General features: G+C 68.2%; 16 protein-coding genes. 8 read left to right on the forward strand and 8 right to left on the reverse strand.

The window, feature by feature from the left end; translation table 11 throughout:
- Window positions 1-381: 381 nt before the first annotated feature.
- Both ACFPJ1_RS16105 and ACFPJ1_RS16110 read right to left on the reverse strand, forming a co-directional pair.
- Window positions 382-1,230 (reverse strand): hypothetical protein, encoded by an 849-nt coding sequence (locus ACFPJ1_RS16105; RefSeq protein WP_380104562.1) that lies wholly within the window; start codon window positions 1,228-1,230, stop codon window positions 382-384.
- A 138-nt stretch (window positions 1,231-1,368) separates the two neighbouring features.
- Window positions 1,369-1,863: a winged helix-turn-helix transcriptional regulator gene (locus ACFPJ1_RS16110; RefSeq protein WP_380104564.1), complete on the reverse strand. Its 495-nt coding sequence runs from the start codon at window positions 1,861-1,863 to the stop codon at window positions 1,369-1,371.
- Window positions 1,864-2,069: 206 nt separating this feature from the next.
- On the opposite strand from ACFPJ1_RS16110, the gene ACFPJ1_RS16115 reads away from it, so the two are divergent.
- The 3 genes from ACFPJ1_RS16115 to ACFPJ1_RS16125 all read left to right on the forward strand — a co-directional run bounded on the left by ACFPJ1_RS16115 (window position 2,070) and on the right by ACFPJ1_RS16125 (window position 6,085).
- Complete coding sequence (locus tag ACFPJ1_RS16115; RefSeq protein WP_380104566.1) at window positions 2,070-3,611, forward strand: N-acetylmuramoyl-L-alanine amidase; 1,542 nt, start codon at window positions 2,070-2,072, stop codon at window positions 3,609-3,611.
- A complete protein-coding gene (locus ACFPJ1_RS16120) occupies window positions 3,608-4,831 on the forward strand; it encodes a SpoIID/LytB domain-containing protein (RefSeq protein WP_380104569.1) in 1,224 nt (407 codons plus the stop codon). Before ACFPJ1_RS16115 ends, ACFPJ1_RS16120 begins: the two co-directional genes overlap by 4 nt.
- Window positions 4,832-4,915: 84 nt before the next feature.
- Window positions 4,916-6,085, forward strand: a complete 1,170-nt coding sequence (locus tag ACFPJ1_RS16125) for a glycoside hydrolase family 76 protein (protein ID WP_380104571.1) — start codon at window positions 4,916-4,918, stop codon at window positions 6,083-6,085.
- 98 nt (window positions 6,086-6,183) lie between these two features.
- Here the strand turns inward: ACFPJ1_RS16125 and ACFPJ1_RS16130 are convergent, their stop codons facing one another.
- From ACFPJ1_RS16130 to ACFPJ1_RS16140, 3 genes are all read right to left on the reverse strand, one after another.
- Complete coding sequence (locus tag ACFPJ1_RS16130) at window positions 6,184-7,062, reverse strand: peptidylprolyl isomerase (protein ID WP_380104573.1); 879 nt, start codon at window positions 7,060-7,062, stop codon at window positions 6,184-6,186.
- Window positions 7,063-7,132: 70 nt separating this feature from the next.
- Entirely contained in the window at window positions 7,133-8,908 is a 1,776-nt protein-coding gene (locus tag ACFPJ1_RS16135; RefSeq protein WP_380104575.1) for an acetyl/propionyl/methylcrotonyl-CoA carboxylase subunit alpha, read from the reverse strand.
- Between the two features lie 67 nt (window positions 8,909-8,975).
- Window positions 8,976-9,425: an Lrp/AsnC family transcriptional regulator gene (locus tag ACFPJ1_RS16140; RefSeq protein WP_380104577.1), complete on the reverse strand. Its 450-nt coding sequence runs from the start codon at window positions 9,423-9,425 to the stop codon at window positions 8,976-8,978.
- A 73-nt stretch (window positions 9,426-9,498) separates the two neighbouring features.
- Here ACFPJ1_RS16140 and ACFPJ1_RS16145 point away from each other — a divergent pair, with 73 nt between their 5' ends.
- On the forward strand, window positions 9,499-10,431 hold the full coding sequence (locus tag ACFPJ1_RS16145) for an SMP-30/gluconolactonase/LRE family protein (RefSeq protein WP_380104579.1): 933 nt from the start codon (window positions 9,499-9,501) through the stop codon (window positions 10,429-10,431).
- A gap of 41 nt (window positions 10,432-10,472) precedes the next feature.
- Window positions 10,473-11,396, forward strand: coding sequence for an SMP-30/gluconolactonase/LRE family protein (locus tag ACFPJ1_RS16150; RefSeq protein WP_380104581.1), 924 nt, complete (start codon window positions 10,473-10,475; stop codon window positions 11,394-11,396).
- Window positions 11,397-11,489: 93 nt separating this feature from the next.
- Here the strand turns inward: ACFPJ1_RS16150 and ACFPJ1_RS16155 are convergent, their stop codons facing one another.
- On the reverse strand, window positions 11,490-12,929 hold the full coding sequence (locus tag ACFPJ1_RS16155) for an Nramp family divalent metal transporter (RefSeq protein WP_380104583.1): 1,440 nt from the start codon (window positions 12,927-12,929) through the stop codon (window positions 11,490-11,492).
- A gap of 156 nt (window positions 12,930-13,085) precedes the next feature.
- Here ACFPJ1_RS16155 and ACFPJ1_RS16160 point away from each other — a divergent pair, with 156 nt between their 5' ends.
- From ACFPJ1_RS16160 to ACFPJ1_RS16170, 3 genes are all read left to right on the forward strand, one after another.
- Window positions 13,086-15,701: an ATP-binding protein gene (locus tag ACFPJ1_RS16160; RefSeq protein ID WP_380104585.1), complete on the forward strand. Its 2,616-nt coding sequence runs from the start codon at window positions 13,086-13,088 to the stop codon at window positions 15,699-15,701.
- Window positions 15,670-16,110, forward strand: coding sequence for a helix-turn-helix transcriptional regulator (locus ACFPJ1_RS16165; protein ID WP_380104587.1), 441 nt, complete (start codon window positions 15,670-15,672; stop codon window positions 16,108-16,110). The genes ACFPJ1_RS16160 and ACFPJ1_RS16165 overlap by 32 nt, the downstream gene beginning before the upstream one ends.
- Window positions 16,111-16,480: 370 nt before the next feature.
- Window positions 16,481-18,541, forward strand: a complete 2,061-nt coding sequence (locus ACFPJ1_RS16170) for a hypothetical protein (RefSeq protein WP_380104589.1) — start codon at window positions 16,481-16,483, stop codon at window positions 18,539-18,541.
- 186 nt (window positions 18,542-18,727) lie between these two features.
- Here the strand turns inward: ACFPJ1_RS16170 and ACFPJ1_RS16175 are convergent, their stop codons facing one another.
- Both ACFPJ1_RS16175 and ACFPJ1_RS16180 read right to left on the reverse strand, forming a co-directional pair.
- Entirely contained in the window at window positions 18,728-19,168 is a 441-nt protein-coding gene (locus tag ACFPJ1_RS16175; protein ID WP_380104591.1) for a YdeI/OmpD-associated family protein, read from the reverse strand.
- A gap of 1 nt (window position 19,169) precedes the next feature.
- Window positions 19,170-21,416 (reverse strand): MMPL family transporter, encoded by a 2,247-nt coding sequence (locus ACFPJ1_RS16180; RefSeq protein WP_380104593.1) that lies wholly within the window; start codon window positions 21,414-21,416, stop codon window positions 19,170-19,172.
- Window positions 21,417-21,436 lie beyond the last annotated feature (20 nt).

Here is a 21,436-nt window from a genome sequence, read left to right on the forward strand (position 1 = left end):
GCTCACTTACCAGCGGCTACAGGCACCGAGTCTGCCAGCGACCGACCCGATAACACCCATTAGGAAGTCCTGCGTTGTCCGTGCGCCTGAACACCCTCGTTGCGCGTGGGGGTTGCCCCGCGAGCGAGGTCTTCCTGTCGCTCGGTACAGGCGCACCCGTGCGGCGGCTCGATGGGGACTTCTTCTGAGGCGACCCGGTTAGCCTGATCAGCTGACTGCGGCCTGGCAATTGCCCGGGCCCGGCTGGTGATAACTCGCCCCACTGCGATCACCCGGCATTCGCTGAGCGGCGACGGAGGAGCGCGTGAGGGTCGCAGTACTCAGAAAACAAGCAGCCGGTGTGGACCATGGGGTCCGCCACCGGCTGTTGTTGGGTGTGGGTTAGAAGTCGCCGCCGAAGTCGCCGCCGCCGAAGTCCCAGCCGCCGGAGTCGCCGCCGCCGCTGTCGCCCATGTCGAAGCCGCCGCCGTCGCCACCGTCGCCGCCGCCGTCACCTCCACCATCGCCGCCGCCGTCACCACCGCCGTCGTAGCCGGCCGCGTAGTCGCCGTAGCCGCCGCCCGCGAACATGCCACCGAGCATGGTGCCCAGGAACATGCCGGTCATCACGCCACCGAGGGCGCCGAACATGCCTTGTGCGTAAGGGGAGTAGGCCGGGCCGGCCTCCCAGTACGGGACGCGCTGCGGGCCGACCATGACCTTGCGGACGTCCGGCTCGGCGCCGGCGCGGATGCGCTCGGCGTCAGCGGCACAGGCCGGTACTTCGCGGGGCGCGCCGCCCGGGGGAGACCACATCACGTCCACCACGGACGGGCCGTGCTGCGGGTTGAAGAAGCAGGACGGGCGCCGCTGCGGCAGGGGCTCGTCGTTGACCCGGGCGCGGACGCACGCCATCGCGTAGCGGCCGTCCTCCAGGATCTCGATCACGTGCTTGATCTGCTCGGCCTCGGTGACCTTGCCGACCGCTTCCTTGGCCGCCTCGTAGGAGTCGAGGGCGCGCTGGTAGTCCTGCCGGGCGCCGTCGCCGAGGTCCTTGCCGACCATGTCCAGGTCGAGGTCCTGCAACTCCTCGCCGAACTTGGTGATGTCCTCGTCCGCGGTGCGCTTGACCGATTCGAGCTCGGCCGAGCTGATCTCGTCCCTCTTCTTGGTCTGCAGCTGCGTGCGCCGGTACGAGCGGTAAGCCAGTACGGCGATCACGACAACCGCGATCAACAGGATGATTTCCATGACGCGCCTTCCTCGACGAGTGTTGCGTCGAGCGTACCGGGATCCGGAAACCGACCGAAATCTCCTGAGAATCTCCTGAAAATCAGCGCGATCGCAGCCTCGAGCGCAGGAAGAACCCTCGGCGACCCCGCGACGCGATCACGCGGTTCGCCGTACGCCCGCGTACCGTTTCCGCATCGCCGGGCTCGCCGCGGGTCCGGAGGTGAAGACGAAGTCCGGTCCGTCGATTCGTCGGCCGGTCGCCTGGTCGACGACGACCGGCTCGACCTCCTTGCCGGTCTCGCTGTCGACGAGGATCATCGTCCGGTCCTCGGGGGCGAGCCGCTCGTTGCCCCACGCGGCCAGGGTGATGATCACCGGCCGCAGCGACCGCCCGAGCTCGGTCAGCACGTATTCGTACCGCGGCGGCTTGTCCTGGTACTGCCGGCGCTCCAGCAATCCGTCGTCCACCAGGGTTCTGAGCCGCGTCGTCAGCATGCTCGACGAGATCTTCAGGTTGCGCTGGAACTCGTCGAAGCGGGTGAATCCGTCGAAGGCATCGTGCAGGATGAGCAGCGTCCACCACTCTCCGACGTGCTGCACGGTCGTGGACAGCGGGCAGGACAGGTCCTCCAGCCGGAACCGGTTGGTCATCCCGCCTCACCCCACTCGGTACTGCGCTTCGGGTCCCTGCATTCGAGTCACTGCGATTTCAGCAGTAATTCTAGCCGCCGGGTCGCACGCCACGCAGGGTGACGACAATGCCCGGGTTTCGAGTCACGCCGTGCACATAATCGATTACTGCTGTCCCCGCAAGGTCTGGGACCACATCAGTGATGCCCTGGCCGGAAGGCTGACCCATGAGCCATCTTCCCCGACTGGCACCGTTCCTTCACCGGCTGGCCCTTCCGCGACTGGCCCTGCCCCGACTGGCCCTGACCGGGGTGACGGGCCTCGCCCTGCTCGCGCCCGCGCCGGCCCTCCAGCCGGGCTCAGCGCAACCAGTCGCGACGCAGAGTGCACAACTCGGGCCGAGCTACGAAGAATTCCCGCTGCGACCGAGCTCCGGAGTGCTGCGACAGAGCCCCGGTGCGCTGCGGCAGGGCCCCGGTACGGCGTACGCGAGCGCGGCGGTTTCGCGGACGAAGCCGTTCAGCCTTGTCGGCGTGACTTGGCCGAGCCGGGCGGACTCCCAGCACGTCGAGGTGAAAGTCCGTGTCCAGCGCAACGGCCGATGGTCCGCCTGGGAACGCCTCCCGGTGGAAGACGACCACGCGCCCGACCCGTCCGCCCCGGAAGGTGTCGAGCGATCGGGCACCGAGCCGTACTGGGTCGGCGACGCGAACGGCGTACAGGTCAGCCTGACAACGACAGACGGTAGGACGATCCGCGACGCCAAGGTCGCCCTGATCCAGCCGGGCACTCTCGCCACCGACGCGGAGCCGCCGGCCACCGCGCAGGCAGTTCCCCTGGCGGTCAGTGCCGCGCCGTACGCGATGCCGCCTATCGTCACCCGCCGCGGCTGGGGTGCCGACGAGCGGTTGCGCGCTTACAACGGCGCGGCCTGTGCGAAGCCGAAGTACACCAGTACCGTGCAGGCGGCCTTCGTGCACCACACGGTCGACCGGAACGACTACACCCGCACCCAGGTCCCGGCGATGGTCCGCGGCATGTACGCGTACCACGTGAAGAGCCGCGGCTGGTGCGACCTCGGCTACAACTTCCTGGTCGACCGGTTCGGCCGCGCCTTCGAGGGCCGGTACGGCGGGATGCACCTGCCGGTGCTCGGCGCGCACACCGGGGGGTACAACGCGAACTCGTTCGGCGTCTCCATGATCGGCAACTACGAGACGGCCGTGCCGTCGACCGCGGCGCTGGAGATGACGGCGAGGATCATCGCCTGGAAGATGGACGCCAACTATCGCTCGCCGCGCACCACCCTCGTCCTGGCCGGCACCAAGTTGCTCAGCATCTCGGGCCATCGCGACACCACGGCGACCGCCTGCCCGGGCAAGAACCTGTACGCCGCGCTGCCCTGGCTGCGGCAGCGGACACATATCCTGATGGGCAAGAGCGTCGCCACCGAGATCTACCGCTTCGCCCTCCGGCTCGGCGGGTTCCCGGTGGTCGGTCAGCCGGTCTGGGGCGAGCATGCGACCAGGACCGGACGGGCGACCTACTTCGGCGTCCGGGACATCCATTGGTCCGTTGCCACCGGCCCCCATTCGGTGATGGGATCGTTCCGGACCCTCTTCCGGAAGCTGGGGGACAGCCGGCTTGGGCTGCCGACCACCGAGATGTACAGCGTCCAGGGCGGCAAGCGGCAGGATTTCCAGGGCGGGTCGATGGTCTGGCACACCGCCGACCGCAAGGTTTACGTCCAGTACAAGGCGCTCTCGTGAAGCGCGCGATGGTCGCCGTGGTCCTGGCCTCGACGTTGCTCAGCGCAACGGCCGAGGCACGCGAGGTGCTGCTGCCCGTTGACCAGCAGGCGAACACCACCATCACCGGACGCGGCTACGGTCACGGACGCGGCATGTCGCAGTACGGCGCTCAGGGCGCGGCGATCGCCGGACGCTCGGCCAAAACGATCCTCGACTTCTACTACCCCGGTACGACGGTGGGGAAGGCGACGGGTGGTATCCGGATTCGGATCACCGCGGACACCACTGACGGGGTCCGGGTCGCCGCGGCGAACCAGCTGCGGATCCGTGACCTCAAGGCGGGCCAGGTCACCACGTTGCCCACGGCATCCACCCGGAACCAGTGGTCGATCGACCCGTACGGCGAGCACGGGTCCCGGGTGCGGTCGTACAACGCCGGAACGAAGGCATGGACCCTCTGGAAGACCCTCGCGGGGATGGCGCAGTTCGAAGGACCGACGACGATCTCGCTGATCCTGCCGAGCGGGTCTGTCGTCAGGTACCGCGGCGCCCTCCGGTCCGGGGATGTCGCCGGTGCGCACCTGGACACGATCAACGTGCTGCCGCTGGAGAGCTACTTGCGCGGCGTGGTTCCACGGGAAGCCCTGGTGAGCTGGAAACCTGCGGCGCTGCAGGCGCAGTCGGTTGCCGCGCGCACCTATTCGGTGTACTACCGCAAACGCAGCACGGCGCGGATCTACGACCTGTGTGACACCACCTCGTGCCAGGTCTACGGCGGCTCCAACTCGGAGCAGACCGCAACCAACACGGCGATCGCCGCCACGGCCGGCCAGATCCGCCTCTACAAGGGAAACCCGATCATCGCGGAGTTCTCCTCGTCGAACGGCGGAGCCACCGCGGCGGGGACGCCGGCGTACCAGGTGATGAAGGTGGACGGCTGGGACGCCTACCCGGGCAACAGGAATCCGTACGCCAGTTGGTCGGTGAGCAGGACCAGTGCGCAGTTGCAGGCGGCCTTCGGGGTCGGGACCCTGCGCAGTTTGCGAGTGACGAAGCGGACCGGTGTCGGTCCCACGGGAGGTCGCGTGGTGTCGGTCGAAGCGGTCGGCTCGAGCGGCAAGCGGGTGTTCACGGGCGACCAGGTCCGGTCGAAACTCGGGCTCCGCTCGGCCTGGTTCACCTTCGTCCCACCGCAGCCGGCGACAGTTGATATATCAAGACAACCGGAAATCGGCTGACCGCGAGCCATTGACGCGGAATCCCTGCGACGGTTAGAAACTGACATCGATGTCAACCGCTGCCGCCCCAGGAGGAGCAGGTCGATGGCCAGAAAATTTGGTATATCAACTCGGAAAATCACCGGCGGATTGCTCGCCGCCGGGATGCTCGCCGCACTGCACGTCCCGGCCGCCGAGGCCGCAGAGTCAGCCCCGACCGTGAACCCGGCCGCACGGGCCGTCGCGTCGTACCAGGCGCTGGACACGTACTTCGCCACCAGCCAGGGCCTGCTGCTGGAGGAGTACCCGAACACCCAGCAGAACCCGTACTCCTACGTCTGGCCGTACTCGCAGGCCGTGGTGGCCGCCGAGAACCTGGCGGGGATCCCGGGCATTGGGAGCAAGTGGTCCGCCGAGGCCGAGCACCGGCTCAACGGCTACGAGCCCTACTGGAACGCGACGACCACGCCCAAGGGCTACGACTCGTACGTGCGGCCGCCGCTCGGCCAAGGTGGCGACAAGTTCTACGACGACAACGAGTGGATCGGCCTGAACCTGATCCAGCACTACCAGCGGACTGGTGACCGCTCGTCGCTGGCCCGGGCGAAGGAGATCTTCGCGCTCGTCGTGCACGGCTGGGACACCGACCCGGCCCACCCGTGCGCAGGTGGCGTCTACTGGACCCAGGCGCCGTGGAGCCAGGACCGCAACACGGTGTCGAACGGGCCTGGCGCAGAACTCGGCGCGCACCTGTACCTGCTGACGAAGGACCAGTCGTACCTGACCTGGGCGAAGCGGATGTACGCCTGGGCGCAGCAGTGCATGCTCGCCCCGAACGGCCTGTACTGGGACCACATCGACCTGGCCGGGACGGTCGAGAAGACGCAGTGGAGCTACAACCAGGGCGTCATGCTCGGCGCCGGCACCTTGTTGTACAAGGCAACCCACGACAAGAAGTACCTCAACGACGCCAAGGCACTCGCGACGGCGTCGCTGGCCTTCTACAACACCGACGACCGGCTCTGGAAGCAGCCGACCCGGTTCAACTCGATCTACTTCAAGAACCTGCTGATCCTCGACTCGGTCTCGCACGACCGCAGCTACAAGGCGACCATGCAGGCGTACTCCGACCGCGCCTGGCGCGAGGTCCGCGATCCGGCCACCGGCCTGTTCCACTTCGCCGAAGGCCCGGTCACGCTGCTCGAGCAGTCCGGCATGATCCAGATCGACGCGTTGCTCGCCTGGCCGCGCAGCCGCTACGACGAACTCGCCTGATCTGTCTGGCCGGCCGGTCCGGATGCCCGGCCGGCCAGACCTTGCCAAACCGAACGCCCCGCCTGCCAGTACCGGCAGGCGGGGCGTTGGTCTGCTTGCTAGCTGGCCGCGGTGGCGGACTTGATCTTGACCTCGAGGAAGGGCTTGCCGTCGGTCGGGGTTCCGCCCGGCTCCGGGACGACGCCCGCGTTGGCCACCTTGTCGATCACCTTCAGGCTGGTCGCGTCGACCGTCCCGAAGACCGTGTACGCCGGGCTCAGGCCGGCCGCGTCGCCGTACACGATGAAGAACTGGGAGCCGTTCGTGTTGGGGCCGGAGTTCGCCATCGCCAGCACGCCGCGGCCGTACTTCAGCTCGGGGAAGACCTCATCCTTGAAGCTGTAGCCGGGGCCGCCGCTGCCGGTGCCGGACGGGTCGCCGCACTGCAGCACCTGGAGGCCTTCGACGGTGAGCCGGTGGCAGGTGGTGTTGTCGAAGTACTTCTGCCCGACGAGGCTGAGGAAGCTCTTCACCGCGCACGGCGCCAGACTGCTGTCCAGGGTGAGGCGCACGTCCCCGACCGAGGTGTTCAGCGCGACCGGCGACGTGCCGCTGGTCTTGGTCTTACCGTTCGGCGGCGGGTTGACCTGCTTGCTGGCGGGTTCCGCGGACTTCGTGAAGGTGCAGTCGACCTCGGCCGCCAGCGGGGTCGGGCGCTTGTTCGGCGCCGCGAGCGCGGTCGGGATCGACTTCGGCTTGTTCTCCGGACCGGGCGAGGCCGCGCTCGGGCTGCTGCTCGGAGTGTCACCGGCGGCCGGCGTGTCGTCCCCTGTGTTGGCGGCGATCACGAAGACACCGGCGATCACCACGACCACCGCCACGATCGCCGTGATGGTGATCGTCAGCATCTTCCGCTGGCGGGCGCGCTCGGCCTCCCGCTCGGCCATCCGTTGGGCCTTCCGCTGGGCCAACTGATGCTGATGGGTCTTCTTGGACATCCGGAGTTCTCCTCACCGCGGGGCGATCCTCGGGGAAAGCTACAACCAAACCCTGAGAAACCCCTGTAAATCAGTCCTTGATCTCGCAGATGGCCGCGCCGGCGGCGACCGTCGCGCCGACCTCTGCGGACAGGCCCGTGATGGTGCCGGCCTTGTGGGCGTTCAGCGGCTGTTCCATCTTCATCGCCTCGAGGACGACGATGAGGTCGCCCTCGGCAACGGTCGCGCCCTCCTCGACGGCGATCTTGACGATGGTGCCCTGCATCGGCGAGGTCAGCGAGTCGCCCGAGGCGGCCGCGCCCTTGCCGCCGCCGCTCGCCCGCCGGCCCGGCTTCTTCTTCGCGCCGTTGCCGGTGGCGACCGCGGACGCGCCGAGTCCGGCCGGCAGGACGACCTCGAGTCGCTTGCCGCCGACCTCGACGGTGACCTTCTCGCGCTCGCCGGGCTCCTCGCCGGGCTCGGGCACGCCGTCGTACGGCGGGATCTGGTTGTCGAACTCGGTCTCGATCCAGCGGGTGTGCACCTTGAAACCGTCCTCGCCGACGAAGGCGGGGTCGGATACCACGGCAGCGTGGAACGGTATGGCGCTGGGCATACCCTCGACGACGAACTCCTTCAGCGCGCGGCGGGACCGCTCGAGTGCCTGGGTGCGGTCGCGGCCGGACACGATCAGCTTGGCCACCAGCGAGTCGAAGGAACCCGGCACGGTCTCGCCCTGGTCGTAGCCGCCGTCGAGCCGGATGCCCGGCCCGGACGGCGCGTGCCACTTGGTCAACGTGCCAGGTGCGGGCAGGAAGCCGCGGCCCGGGTCCTCCGCGTTGATCCGGAACTCGATCGAGTGTCCGGAGATCTCCGGGTCGTCGTAGCCGAGCTCCTCGCCGTCGGCGATCCGGAACATCTCCCGGACCAGGTCGATGCCGGTGACCTCTTCGCTGACCGGGTGCTCGACCTGCAGTCGCGTGTTCACCTCGAGGAAGGAGATCAGGCCGTCCTGGCCGATCAGGAACTCACACGTCCCGGCGCCGACGTACCCGGCCTCGCGCAGGATCGCCTTGGACGAGGTGTAGAGCGTCTCGAGCTGCTCGGGCGAGATGAACGGCGCGGGCGCCTCCTCGACCAGCTTCTGGTAGCGGCGCTGCAGCGAGCAGTCCCGGGTGGAGATCACCACGACGTTGCCGTGGGCATCGGCCAGGCACTGCGTCTCGACGTGCCGCGGCTTGTCCAGGTAGCGCTCGACGAAGCACTCGCCGCGGCCGAAGGCGCTGATCGCCTCGCGGGTCGCGGACTCGAACAGCTCCGGCACCTCTTCCATCGTGCGCGCGACCTTCATGCCGCGACCGCCGCCGCCGTACGCCGCCTTGATCGCGATCGGCAGCCCGTACTCGGTGGCGAAGGCGACCACCTCGGCGGCGTCGGCCACCGGGTTCGGCGTACCGGGGACCTGCGGGGCGCCGACCTTCTCGGCGATGTGGCGCGCCTTCACCTTGTCGCCAAGGGAGTCGATGGCGCTCGGCGGCGGGCCGATCCAGATCAGGCCGGCGTCGATCACGGCCTGGGCGAACTGGGCGTTCTCGGCCAGGAAGCCGTAGCCCGGGTGGACCGCGTCCGCGCCGGAGCGGGCCGCGACGTCCAGGATCTTGGCGATGTTCAGGTAGGAGTCCGCCGGGGTCGCGCCGTCCAGCGAGTACGCCTCGTCGGCCAGCCGGACGAACAGAGCGTCGCGATCAGGCTCCGCGTACACCGCGACACTGCCCAGACCCGCGTCGGCGGCGGCGCGGACCACCCGGACGGCGATCTCGCCCCGGTTCGCGACCAGGACCTTGCTGATGCGCTTGCTGTCAGACACAGCTGAACTCCCTTCGGCAACGCCTGAGTCTAGGGTCAAGCGGGCTTCAGGAGTGACAGGGTGTTGATCACATCACCGCGGGTGGCCGTTCGAAGAAGGACTCCAGCACGACGACTGTCTGAGTACTGGTCACCCCGTCCACCTGGTGGAGAGCGCGCAGAGTCGCCTGGAGTTGTTCCGTGCTGATGGTGCGGACCTTGACCAGGATCGACGCCGGGCCGGCGATGACGTGAGCCTCCTCGACGGCCGGGATCGCCCGCAGCGCGTCGGCGGTCGGCTCGTCGCCCATCCAGCTCTCCGCGTCGAGCAGGACATAGGCCAGTACTCCGGCGCCGAGTGCGGCCGGATCTACCTCAGCTGTGGTTCGGCGGATCACCCCGGCCGCCTTGAGCTTGCGGACCCGCTCGTGGGCCGCCCCGGCGGACAACCCGACGGCCTCGCCGAGCGCGGCGTACGACTGGGTCGCGTCCTCTTGCAAACGCGCGAGCAGCTCGCGGTCTATCTGATCTACAGTCATCTATGCCTCTTGCTGAATCTGATCCTGTGTCGTAGAACAATAGCAGGATCAGATTCGGATAAGTGAGGAAATCATGACTATCACTGTGGCTGAACCACCCACCCGGCTCCGCGCCGACCTGGTCACCCTGGACGAGCGGTTCGGCGCCGTCGCCCGCGGCGACGAGTACGTGGAGCGCCTGTACGACGGCGGCCGCTGGCTTGAGGGGCCCGTCTACTCGCCGGCCTGGCGGTGCCTCCTCTTCAGCGACATCCCGAACGACCGGATGCTCCGCTGGGACGAGGTGTCGGGCGCGGTCTCGATGTTCCGCCAGCCCGCCGGGTACACGAACGGGAACACCCTCGACGCGTCCGGCCGGCTGGTCAGTTGCGAGCAGGGCAACCGCCGGGTCACTCGGACCGAGGTGGACGGGTCGATCACCGTGCTGGCCTCACACCTCGACGGGAAGCGGTTGAACAGCCCGAACGACGTCATGGTCCGGCGGGACGGCTCGGTCTGGTTCACCGACCCGCCGTACGGCATCACCTCGAACTACGAGGGCCACGCGGCCGAGCAGGAGATCGCGGGCTGCCACGTCTACCGGCTCTCCCCGGACGGCGAACTGACCGTCGTGGCCGACGACTTCATCCGCCCTAACGGCCTCGCCTTCTCCCTCGACGAGACGCGGTTGTACGTCGTCGACACCCCGGCGCGGCACATCCGCCGGTTCGACGTGAAGGACGACGGGCGCCTCGCCGGAGGTGAGGTGTTCGCGCTCTGCGAGGCGGGGATGTTCGACGGGATCCGGCTGGACGCTGTCGGGCGGGTCTGGGCGGCGACCCACGAGGGCGTGCACTGCTTCGATCCTGACGGCACCTTGATCGGCAAGCTGCTCTTCCCGGATGTGGTGTCGAACTTGTGCTTCGGCGGCCCCAAGCGGAATCGCCTGTTCGTCACCGCGACGACGTCGGTCTACTCCTGGCTGCTCACGACGGATGGGGCTCCGCAGCCGTACGATCACGGGTGACAACGCAGTCACCCGTGCGCGATCGATCGTGAGGAGCCCGCATGACCCTGCTCGAGCCGTTGGCCGGAACCGTGCCCGCCGAGTTCCAGAAGCTGGACGATCGGTTCAGCGGGATCCGTGGGGACGCACAGTTCGAGCGGTTGTGGACGGGGGGCCGCTGGCTCGAGGGTCCGGTGTACTCCCCGGCCGGGCGGTACCTGCTTTGGAGCGACATCCCGAACGACCGGATCCTGCGCTGGGACGAGACGTCGTACCAGGTCTCGGCCTACCGGGAGCCGGCCGGCAACACGAACGGGCACACGCTGGACCAGCAGGGCCGCCTGGTCAGCTGCGAGCACGGCAACCGGAGGGTCACCCGGACCGAGCACAACGGCCGGGTCAGCGTGCTCGCGGACAACTTCGAGGGCCACCGGCTGAACAGCCCGAACGACGTCGTCGTCCAGGCCGACGGGACGGTGTGGTTCACGGACCCGGCGTACGGGATCGACAGCGACTACGAGGGTCACAAGGGCGAGATCGAGACGCAGGGGTGCCACGTCTACCGGATCACCCCGGACGGTGTGCTCAGCAAGGTGGCGGACGACTTCAACCGGCCGAACGGGCTCGCGTTCTCCAACGACGGCAGCCTGCTCTACATCACCGACACCGAGGAGGCGACCATCCGCGTCTTCACCGTGACGGAGTCAGGGCTCAGAGGCGGCAAGTTGTTCGCTGAGTGCGGTAACGGCGTCTTCGACGGGATCCGGCTGGACTCCGAGGGCCGGATCTGGGGTGCGGCCGGCGACGGCGTGCACATCTACCACCCGGACGGCGGCCTACTCGGCAAGCTGCTAGTCCCCGAGACCGTCTCCAACCTCTGCTTCGGCGGCGCCAAGCGCAACCGCCTCTTCCTCACTGCGACGACCTCCCTCTACTCCCTCTTCACCACCGTCAACGGCGCCCCCCAGCCCTACGACCACGAGTAGGCGACCCACTGGGGAACGGGTCCGCCGAGCACACGACGACGCTGTGCTCGGCGGACTCGTCTCAAGGCTTCTCAGTCTCAGAGCCTCTCGGTGTCAGAGCTTCTTGACCTGGTCGATGATGGTGAAGACGGCCAGGAAGCCGAAGGCCAGGAACGAGAACAGCATGACCGCCGCGCGGACCCGGGTGATCCGGATCGCCCGCGGCAGCGCGCGGGAGTTCATCCACCAGAGCAGGCCCGAGTAGACGAACATCATGGTGCCCGCGGTGCACGCCGAGATGACCAGCAGGACGAGCGGCTGGTCCAGTCCGGCCAGCAGCACGATGATGCCGAAGGCAACGAGTCCCCAGACCAGGCCGAAGTACAGCTTGGACTCGCTGATCGTGGACGTGCGCAGGTAGCGGGACTTGATCATGTCCGAGGCCAGCCGGGACGTGTAGTCGACGATGCCGGCTGCCGCCGCGAACAGGGCGAACGCGCCGATGGCCCAGAACAGGTAGCCGAACCAGTCGCCCACCAGGGTCTGCAGCGTGGTGCCCTCGATCTTCAGGAAGCTGATCTTGTTCTCCACCGCGGGATTCCCGAACAAGGTGGCGTGCGCCAGCATCGAGGTGAACACGATCGTCACCACGGTGATCAGCACGAACGTCATCAACTGCTCGACGTTGGCGAACTTCCACCAGCGCCGCCAGCGGGCCAGGTTCTGCTCGTCGGGCGGGAAGGTGTAGCCGTTCGCGGTCGGGTCCGCCTCCGGCTCACCGGTGACCGGGGAGGTCAGCCGGGGCACGTGCGCGCCCATGCCGAACCCCTTGTCGCGGATCCAGTTGCTCTGGCAGAGGTTCTGCCCGCCGCCGGCCCCGGCGTACGCGATCGCGCCCATCATCAGCGCGAAGCCCAGCGTCTCGACCGGGAACTCCGGGTGGGTGACGGCGTCGCCGAGCGCGCCGTAGGTCTTGCCGCGGATCGCGAAGATCAGCGCCAGGATCACCAGCAGCGCGACGGCCAGGATCTTGACGAAGATCAGCCGCTCGAGCATCACGTAGACGACCGGTGCCAGGGTCAGGATCAACCCGATCACGACCAGGATGCCGATCGCGATCCAGCGCGGATCACCCGCGCCGAACAGGTAGGTCAGCATCGCCGCGGACGAGGTCGCCCAGCCGGGCCAGAGGTTTGCGAAGTACGTCATGATCGCGAAGAACAGGCCCCAGTGCTTCCCGAACCGGTTGAAGCCGGTCAACGCTGTCTCACCAGTTGCCAGCGTGTACCGCTCGATCTCCATGTTCAGGAACCACTGGACGAACACCCCGACGACGGCGCCCCAGAGGAACACGAGTCCCACCTGGGACGAGATGTACGGCCAGAGGATGAACTCGCCCGACGCCAGCCCGACGCCGGCGCCGACCATGCCGGGTCCGACGATCTTCCAGGTCTGGGTCGGTGGTTCGGGTAGATCCCTCACCTGGGGCGCGGGCAGGTTCTTGGTCGGCAGGTTGAACCGATCGGCTTGGTCTGTGGATGTGGTTTGTGCCATTGGCTCCTCACTTCCTCGACCCCCGCTTTCGGACCCTAGCCAACTCCCATGGCACAGGCGAGTCGACACAAGTCGCGCGCGGACAACACTTGTGCGGGTGCGCTTCCCGGGCGCGGGTAGGAGTGCAGTGGCCGGGCGGGCTGGCAGACTCGGTCCATGGGTGGGGCGACTGTGACTGCTGTGGTGGTGTCGTACGCGCCGGACAGCGGCCCGCCGATCGCTCCGGCGTTGGAACGGCTGGAGCAACTGGTCGCAGAGTCACTCGCGGTCGCCGGCGGCCGGTCCGTCCTGCGGGACGCGGCGCGGCCGATGGTTGTGTTCGAGGATCCGGCCGAAGCCGTTGCCGCAGCGCGGCATTTCCGTGCAGCCGCCGTGGATCTGCCAGCCGGGCAATTGGTCCGGATCGCCGTTTCCACAGGGATCACTGAGCGCCACGTCGTCCGCCACGCCCAACGCCTGAACGAGATCGCCAACCCGGGACAGCTCCTCCTCTCCGCCCTCACCGCCGAAATCGCTTCAGCTACTACCGGTACGGTGGACCCGGATTCCGTGGGCGCGTTGTTCGTGGATCTGGGGCTTCATCGGTTGAGGGACCTGGGCCCTGCGGAGCGGGTGTTCGCCGTACAGGGACCGGCGGGTGAGGCGTTGCGTTCGCTGGACGGCGTGCCGAACAACCTGCCGGTGATGTTCACGAGTTTTGTCGGGCGACAGGCGGAGCTCGGGGCACTGCGGGCGCAGGTGATGGGGCACCGCCTGGTGACGCTGACCGGTGCTGGAGGCAGCGGGAAGACTCGGTTGGCGGCGCAAATTGCCGCTGAGCTGGCGGATCGGTGGCCGGACGGAGTCTGGTGGATCGACCTCGCGCCGGTCACTGACGGTGGGCAGGTACCTGAGCTGGTGGCTTCGGCTATCGGGGTGCTGGCCGAATCGTCCGCGCGCAGCGGGCCGTTGATCGCGAGTCAGCTGAGCAACCGGAAAGCCCTGCTCTGCTTCGACAACTGCGAACACCTGCTCGACGGCGTGGCCGAGTTCGTGGTCACCGTGCAGGTCGCCTGCCCGGAGATCACCGTGCTGACCACGAGCCGGGAGCCGCTGGACGTTGCCGGTGAGGTGGTCTGGCGAGTTCCCTCGCTGACTGCGAGCGAGGCTGTCTCCCTGTTCGTCGAGCGAGCCGGGCCGGGCTTCACCACTGACGAGCAAGCCGAGCAGGCGATCAGGACGATCTGCGCGCGGCTGGACGGGATCCCGCTGGCGCTGGAACTGGCAACCGCCTGGCTCCGGACGCTCACCCCGCAGCAGATCGAGGCCGGCCTGGACGACCGCTTCGGCCTGCTGGTTCGCAGTACGCGGGGTGTGGCCGCACGGCAACAGACGCTGGCATCGTCGATCGACTGGAGCTACGACCTCCTCGATATCGAAGAGCGTGAGGTGTTCCGCAGTCTGGCCGTGTTCGTCGGCGGGTTCACCCTCGAGGCCGCCTCCGCTGTCTACGGACCCACCGAACTGCGGGAAGTGATCGGGCGGCTGGTGGACAAGTCGCTCGTGGTGGCGGCGGACGCGCGGTACCGGTTGGTCGAAACGATCCGCGAGTACGCCGCAATGCGGCTGGCGGGTGAACTCGATGGTCTCCGCGATCGGCACCTCGACTACTTCCTGCGCGTGGCCGAGGAGGCCGCGCCGGAGCTGGACAAGAACCGCGACGCCTGGCGGGCGGTGATCGAGCCGGAGCGCGAGAACTTCCGCGCGGCCCTCGACCACGGGCTGTCCGGTGCGGAAACGGCCAAGGGCCGTCGGCTGGCGGCAGCCCTTCCGTGGTTGTGGAATCTGCAGGGGACCGGACAGGAGGGCATCGCGTGTCTGCGTCGGGCGATCGAGAGCAGTCCCGACGACAGGTCGTTGCTCCAGGCCCGCTTGCTCTACGGCTACGCGACGGTCGCGGACACGGCCGCGCCCTTCGGGTGTGACGCTGCCGAGCGGGGTCTGGAGCTCGCGACCGAGCTGGGTGATGACAGGCTGCGCGCTCGGTGTCTCGCGATGGTTGCGGTGCGCAATTACTACCTCGACTTCCAGGCCGCCTGGGATCGCTGCGAGGAAGGCCGGTCGCTGGCGGAGTCGATCGGCGACGAGGTGGCCAGGGACGCCAACCTCGGCGTGGAATGTCTGCTGCTCGTGCTTTGGGATCGGCACGACGAGGCTCGTCCGTTGCTGGAGACCGTGTCGGACGGCCTGATCGCGCGGGGTGAGCGCGGGATCGCGACCGCCATGGTGACGCTGCTGTCCGACAGCCTGGCCTCGACCGGGGAGCTGCCGCTGGCTGTCGAGACCGCCCGGAAGGCGCTCGCGATCGCAGAGCCGCTCGGGGATCTCCACCGGGTCGGAATGGCTCGTGGCCAGGTTGCGCAACTCCTCGGCCGGTCTGGCGAGCTCGACGCGGCGCTGGAGCTGATGCATCCGTTCCTGCGGCTGATCGAGAACGCCGGCACCTGGGTTCCCAGCCTCGGCAAGGTGATGGGCGACCTGTACCGCTGGAACGGCGAATACGAGAAGGCGATCGACTGGCTGCGCCGTGACGTCCCGACGGAGGGGCCGGTCGCCGACACCTACATCCCGGCGGTCACGTTGCCCGCGCTCGGCACCGCCCTGCGCCAGGCGGGCCGGCTCGACGAAGCTGCTGAAGCGCTGGATCGCGCAGTGGTGGTTGGCCCGCCGCTACAAGCTGCCGCGGATCCTGGCGGATGCCTTGGAGCAGCAGGGTTACCTGGCTCTCGATGAGGACCCCGACAAGGCAGCCGATCTCCTGCACGAGTCCCTCTCCTTGCGGGTAGACCACGACCTGCGCCTCTACTGGCAGGACAGCCTCGACGCCCTCACACTCCTGGCCGAGCAGACGAACCGCCCGAAGGACGCCGAGCGGATAGCCCAACTCGACCTGGACGAAGCCGTCGCCTACGCACGCCGTACACGTGGTGCGCGCGGCCGTCCCTCGACCGGCTGGGCGAGCCTGACCCCGACTGAACGAGACGTGGTCGCCGCCGCCGTGGAAGGTCTGAACAACCCGGAGATCGGGGCCCGGTTGTTCATGAGCCGGGGCACGGTGAAGACGCACCTTGCCCACATCTACGCCAAGCTCGGCGTCGCCAACCGCACCGAACTCGCAGCCCTGGCCGCCAAACGAACCTGACCGGCTTGACTGGTGCCCTATCAAGAGGCGTTGGGGTTGTGACCGTGAGGTCCCGGAACCGGTAGAACAGCTTGCCGGCGATCTCGGGGCGGTGTTTCCACGCCGGTGAACACCATCCTGCACCCCCGAACCGCCCGCCCAGTGAGCACTTTCCTCATCCACTTTTCCTCCGTCCCATTGCTGTCACGCGCCGAGCCTCGGCAGCCCCGGGAAGAGCTGCGGCTGTCCCAAGCGCGACCTTGTCCATGCCTTCTCCTATAACTTACGTGGCTTGACAGCGCTCGGCCGGCTCGACTTTCCCCTTGTGGATAAGGCGAAACGAGGAAGGAGCGATTTGCGAACGACGATGTCCCAGAGTAGAGTCGAACGCATGTTCGATAGGGATGTGGCTGAGTTGGGTGCGACCGAGACGCTGACCTCGGCCGCCGAGCTGCATGGGCTGCGTACGCGGGCCGAGGTGCGGCTGATCGAGCTTGCGCAGCATTTCGCCGACCTGCATCCCGACCCTGCGACGATCCCCGGCCATGTTTCGTTGGCCGGTGGCGAGCGCGGTGTCGTGTATGGGGGTGTGGGCTGTCCTGGTGTCGCGGAGTTCGCGGTCGCCGAGTTCGGGGCGGTGATCGGTCGCTCGGCGGGTTCGGCGGCGGTTTTCATCGGTCAGTCGCTCGCGTTGCGTCATCGGCTGCCGCGGATCTGGGCTCAGGTCAAGGGCGGTCATGGTGAGCCGTGGAAGGCGCGCACTGTCGCGACGGCGTGTTTGGCGCTGTCGGTGGAGGCGGCCGAGATTGTCGACCGTCGGGTCGCGGGGATTATCGATACCGTGACGCCGGTGCGGTTGGACAGGATCGTGAAGGCGGCTGTTCAGCAGGCCGACCCGGACGCGGCGCGGGCTGCGGCCGAGGCCAGAGCCAAGGAGCGCGGTGTGTGGGCGGGTCGCGCCGACGATCACGGCACCACCACCTTGTATGTCCGGGCGGCCACCGGCGACGTGATCCATTTCAAGGCGACCATTCGCCAGATCGCCGATGCGCTCGCGCAACTCGGCGATACCGACACCTTGCCGCTGCGCAAGGCCAAGGCGATCGGGATCATCGCCGACCCGGCCCTGACCAACGAGCTCCTCACCGTCGCCCACCACCTCACCCCAACCACCACCACTCCGCAGGCCGCCACGCCCCAGGCCGCCACGCCCCAGACCGCCACGCCCCAGACCGCCACGCCCGCAGCGCCCGGGGCGACCGCAGCCGCGTCACCACAGGCCGCTCCAGCCGACCCCAGCGCCGGTCCCGCGGCGGCGACCCCCGCGCAACCCACCACCGACCACGCCGCCCCTCCCACCGGCCGGCGTGCGCCGCTGACCGACGAGGCCGTGGATTCCGCCGACCGGCGTGTGCCGCTGACCGGCGAGGACGCAGATCGAACCGGCGGACCTGTGCCGTTGGCCGACGGGGTTGCGGATGGCACCGGCGGACCTGTGCCGTTGGCCGACGCCGCGGATTCCACAGACCAGCCGGCGTCGCGCGCTGGGAACACCGTGGAGGCCGCCGGGCATGCCGAGCGCATGAGTCGCGTCGGGGAGCAGAGTCCTGGCCGCGGGCAGGGAAGCCCAGCCAGTGGTGGAGAGGCTAGGGCGGCGGGATGGTTCGTTGGCGACGAGCCTGGCGAGCACGATGAGGCCGACCGGGAACCACCACACCCCAGCGACCCGGTCTACGACCGCCTGTCCTGTTCGGCTGGTCTGCCTGATCCAGGGCCAGCGCACGACCCCTGCGCGGAGGCCCCTGAATCACCGCCAGGCGACGGTCCAGGGATGGACGGTGCTGGACGCCGGGAGGTCGCGAGGAAGCTGGCGGCGATCAAGGAGAGTGCCTACAGCAGCCAGAGTCGCGGGGTCGCTGGGCGCAAGCCTGCCCGGACGACGCTCTACGTGCATATCACCGACGAGACGCTGCTGGCCGGCGGTGGGGTCGCGCGGGTCGAGCGCTTCGGTCCCGTGTTCGCGGCCCGGCTGGAGGAGTTGCTCGGCCATGACCAGATCGTCGTCAAGCCGGTCATCGATCTGAACGGCAAGGTCGGCGTCGACGCGTACGAGATCCCGCGCCGGATCCGGGAGCGGGTCAAGCTCACCCACCCGGTCGAGCAGTTCGTGTTCGGCGCCGCCGAGACCACCGACAGCATCGATCTGGACCACATCGCGCCGTTCGACTTCGGCGCGACCGGGCCGCCACGGCAGACCAGCACCGACAACCTCACCCCGCTGCGGCGCTACAGCCACCGGGTCAAGACCCACGGCGGTTGGCGGGTACACCGCCTGGACGACGGTGCACTGGAATGGACCACCAAGCACGGCTTCAAATTCCGCGTCGACCACACCGGAACCCACCCACTCGCGGACCCCACCGGTGCCCCCCGTCCACTCACCGACCAATAGCAAGGATCAGTGGATCGGACTGTACGGCTGCGGCGACCGGGACTGTTCTAGCGCGGCGCCGCCGCGCCAGGCAACGGCAGGAGTTCATCGGGTCAGCCGGTCTTAGAGCCGATCGCGTTGTCTTGGGCGGGTGTGGCCGGGGCGGTCGCCGCCCCCTCAAGGACCTCAACATTTCCTGCCGAGGCGTTAGCTGGGCTTGAGCATCTCGATGGCTTTGGTGATTCGGCGGGCGCGGGTTTCGGGCTTCTTGGCTTCGTTGATGGCGTTCACGTGTTCTCGGCGGTGGCTGAAGCTGAGTTTGTCGAAGGCCTCTCGTGCACCGGCAGCGGCGAGAGCGGCGGCCAGGTCGTCCGGTACTTCGACCGTACGCTCGGCGTCGTCTCGGGTGACTGTTACGACTACCGGGTCGCCGGGACGCTTGCCCAGGTCCGAGCGGATTTGTTTGAGCACGCCGAGTGCCATGCACCCGCCCATCGACGCGATCGACCCGCGGTAAGCGATCCCGTCGAAGGTTGCCTGGACCGGGATCCGCCCGCCGCCTCCGAGCGCGCCGAGCACCTCGGCCGGCACCTCGACGTACGCGCCGCCTCCGTTGGCGTCCTGGATCACTGCCTCGAAGGTCTCCATCTCACTCCTTCGCTCGGGAGAGCTTGCTCGGCCACCAGACCTTGCGGCCGATGTCATAGGACAGGGAGGGCACCAGCAGCGACCGGACGACGGTCGTGTCGAGCAGCACGCCGAAGGCCACCATGAAGGCGATCTGTACCAGGAACAGGATCGGCAGCACCGCGAGCGCCGAGAACGTGGCCGCCAGGACGACGCCGGCCGAGGTGATCACGCCACCGGTGACGGCGAGTCCGATCAGTACGCCGCGCTTGGTGCCCTGCTCGATCGACTCCTCCCGCACCCGGGTCATCAGGAAGATCGAATAGTCGATGCCCAGGGCAACCAGGAAGACGAACGCGTAGAGCGGGATGGACGGATCCGCGCCCGGGAAGTCGAAGATGTGGTTGAACGCCAGCGCGCTGACCCCGACGGTGGCGCCGAACGACAGCACGTTGCAGATCACCAGCAGCACGGCCGCGACGACCGAGCGGAGCAGCAGCATCAGCACCACGAAGATGACGGCGAGGATGGTCGGGATGATGACCCGGAGATCCCGCTTGCTCGCGTCCAGGACGTCAAGGTTGATCGCGGTGTTGCCTCCGACCAGGATGTCCGGGCTGACCGTGTCCAGCTCGGTACGCAGGTGCTCGACCACCTTGGTGGCCTCGGGGGAGTCGGCCGCGACCTTCAGCGTCGCCTGCACCAGGACCTTGCCCTCGACCACCTTCGGCGGCACTCCAGGCGCGGGTGAGGCCGAAGCCGTCGCGACACCGTCGACCTTCAAAGCGGTCTGAACGACCTGATCGGCCTGGTCCACCGGGGTGAGGATCTGCACGGGCGTGCCGGCGCCCGCGTCGAAGTGCTGAGCCAGTACCTCCTGCCCGGTGACCGACTCGACCTCGTTGAGGAAGAGCTCCTCCTGGGAGATGCCTTCCGCCTTGAACGTCGGCAGGAAGGCGCCACAGGCGAGCAGCGCCAGGGCGGTGATCGCCCACACCTTCCGCGGGCTGCGGCCGACCAGACCGGAGATGCGGCCCCACAGCTTGCGGCCACCGACCTGGTCCTTGGCGTGCACGTGGTCGAGACGCGGGATGGCCGGCCAGAAGATCCGCCGGCCGAAGGCCAGCAGGACAGCGGGCAGGAAGGTCATCGACGACACCAGCGCGCCGGCGATGCCGATGGCGCCGACCGGTCCGAGGCCCTTGGTGCTGCCGAGTTGGGCGAGCAGCAGGCAGAGCAGGCCGAGGATGACGGTGGCGGCGCTAGCGGCGATCGGCTCGACCGAGGCCCGCCAGGCGACCCGCATCGCGTCGTACTTGCTCTCGAAGTCGTGCAGTTCTTCCTTGTACCGCGAGACGAGGAGCAGGGAGTAGTCCGTCGCGGCGCCGACGACCAGGATGAAGAGGATGCCCTGACTCTGGCCGTTCAGCTCGATCAGGTCGTTCTTCGCCAGGGGATAGACCACCAGGGCGGCCAGCGCCAGGCCGAAGACGGCAGTCAGCAGCACGGCGATCGGCAGCACGGGACTGCGATAGACGATCAGCAGGATCACGAACACGACCGCCAGTGCGACGCCGAGCAGAATGCCGTCGATCCCGCCGAAGGCCACCACGAAGTCCGCGAAGACGCCACCGGGGCCGGTGACGTACACCTGCAGCCCCGTCGGGGTCAGCGTCTGTTTGATCTCCTGGCGCATCTGGTCGGCGACCGCGAACAGCACGGTCTCGCCTTCCTTGACCACCTCGTCGGCGCGGTCGCCGTCCAGTTCGACGGTGATCAGCAGCGCCTTCTTGTCCTCCGACGGGATCACCTTGCCGACTGGCGCCGCCAGGTAGTCCCCGATGGTCTTGCCGTTTCCGAGGTCGAGCGTCGGCACGGTGGCGACGAACTCGTTCGCCTTCTGCAGGTCGGCCGGGGTGATCCCGCTGTCCCGCACGATCAGGACGAAGTACGGCAGGGCCTTGGAGTCGATGAACTTGGCCGACTCGTTGGCGACCAGGGTGGACTCGGCCTGTTTGGGCAGGAAGTTGGCGTTGTCGTTCTCCTGGACCTCGCTCAGCCGGCCGACCGTCGGGCCGCCGAGCGAGCCCAGCACGAGCCAAGCGAGCAGCACGGCGGCGATCCCCGCCCGCCACGCCCAGCGCCGGTTCTTGTGCCGCGGCGCCGTCTCCTGCTGCTCCACCAGGACCCCCTCGTCGGTGTTCGTAGACAGGAACAGTACCGACCCCACCCGGCAGGCCTCCGCACCCGTTCGGGCGACTTCTCTCACCGGCCCACGGGAGGTGTGCG

The sequence above is a fragment of the Kribbella qitaiheensis genome, from assembly GCF_042657745.1.
Lineage (GTDB): Bacteria > Actinomycetota > Actinomycetes > Propionibacteriales > Kribbellaceae > Kribbella > Kribbella qitaiheensis.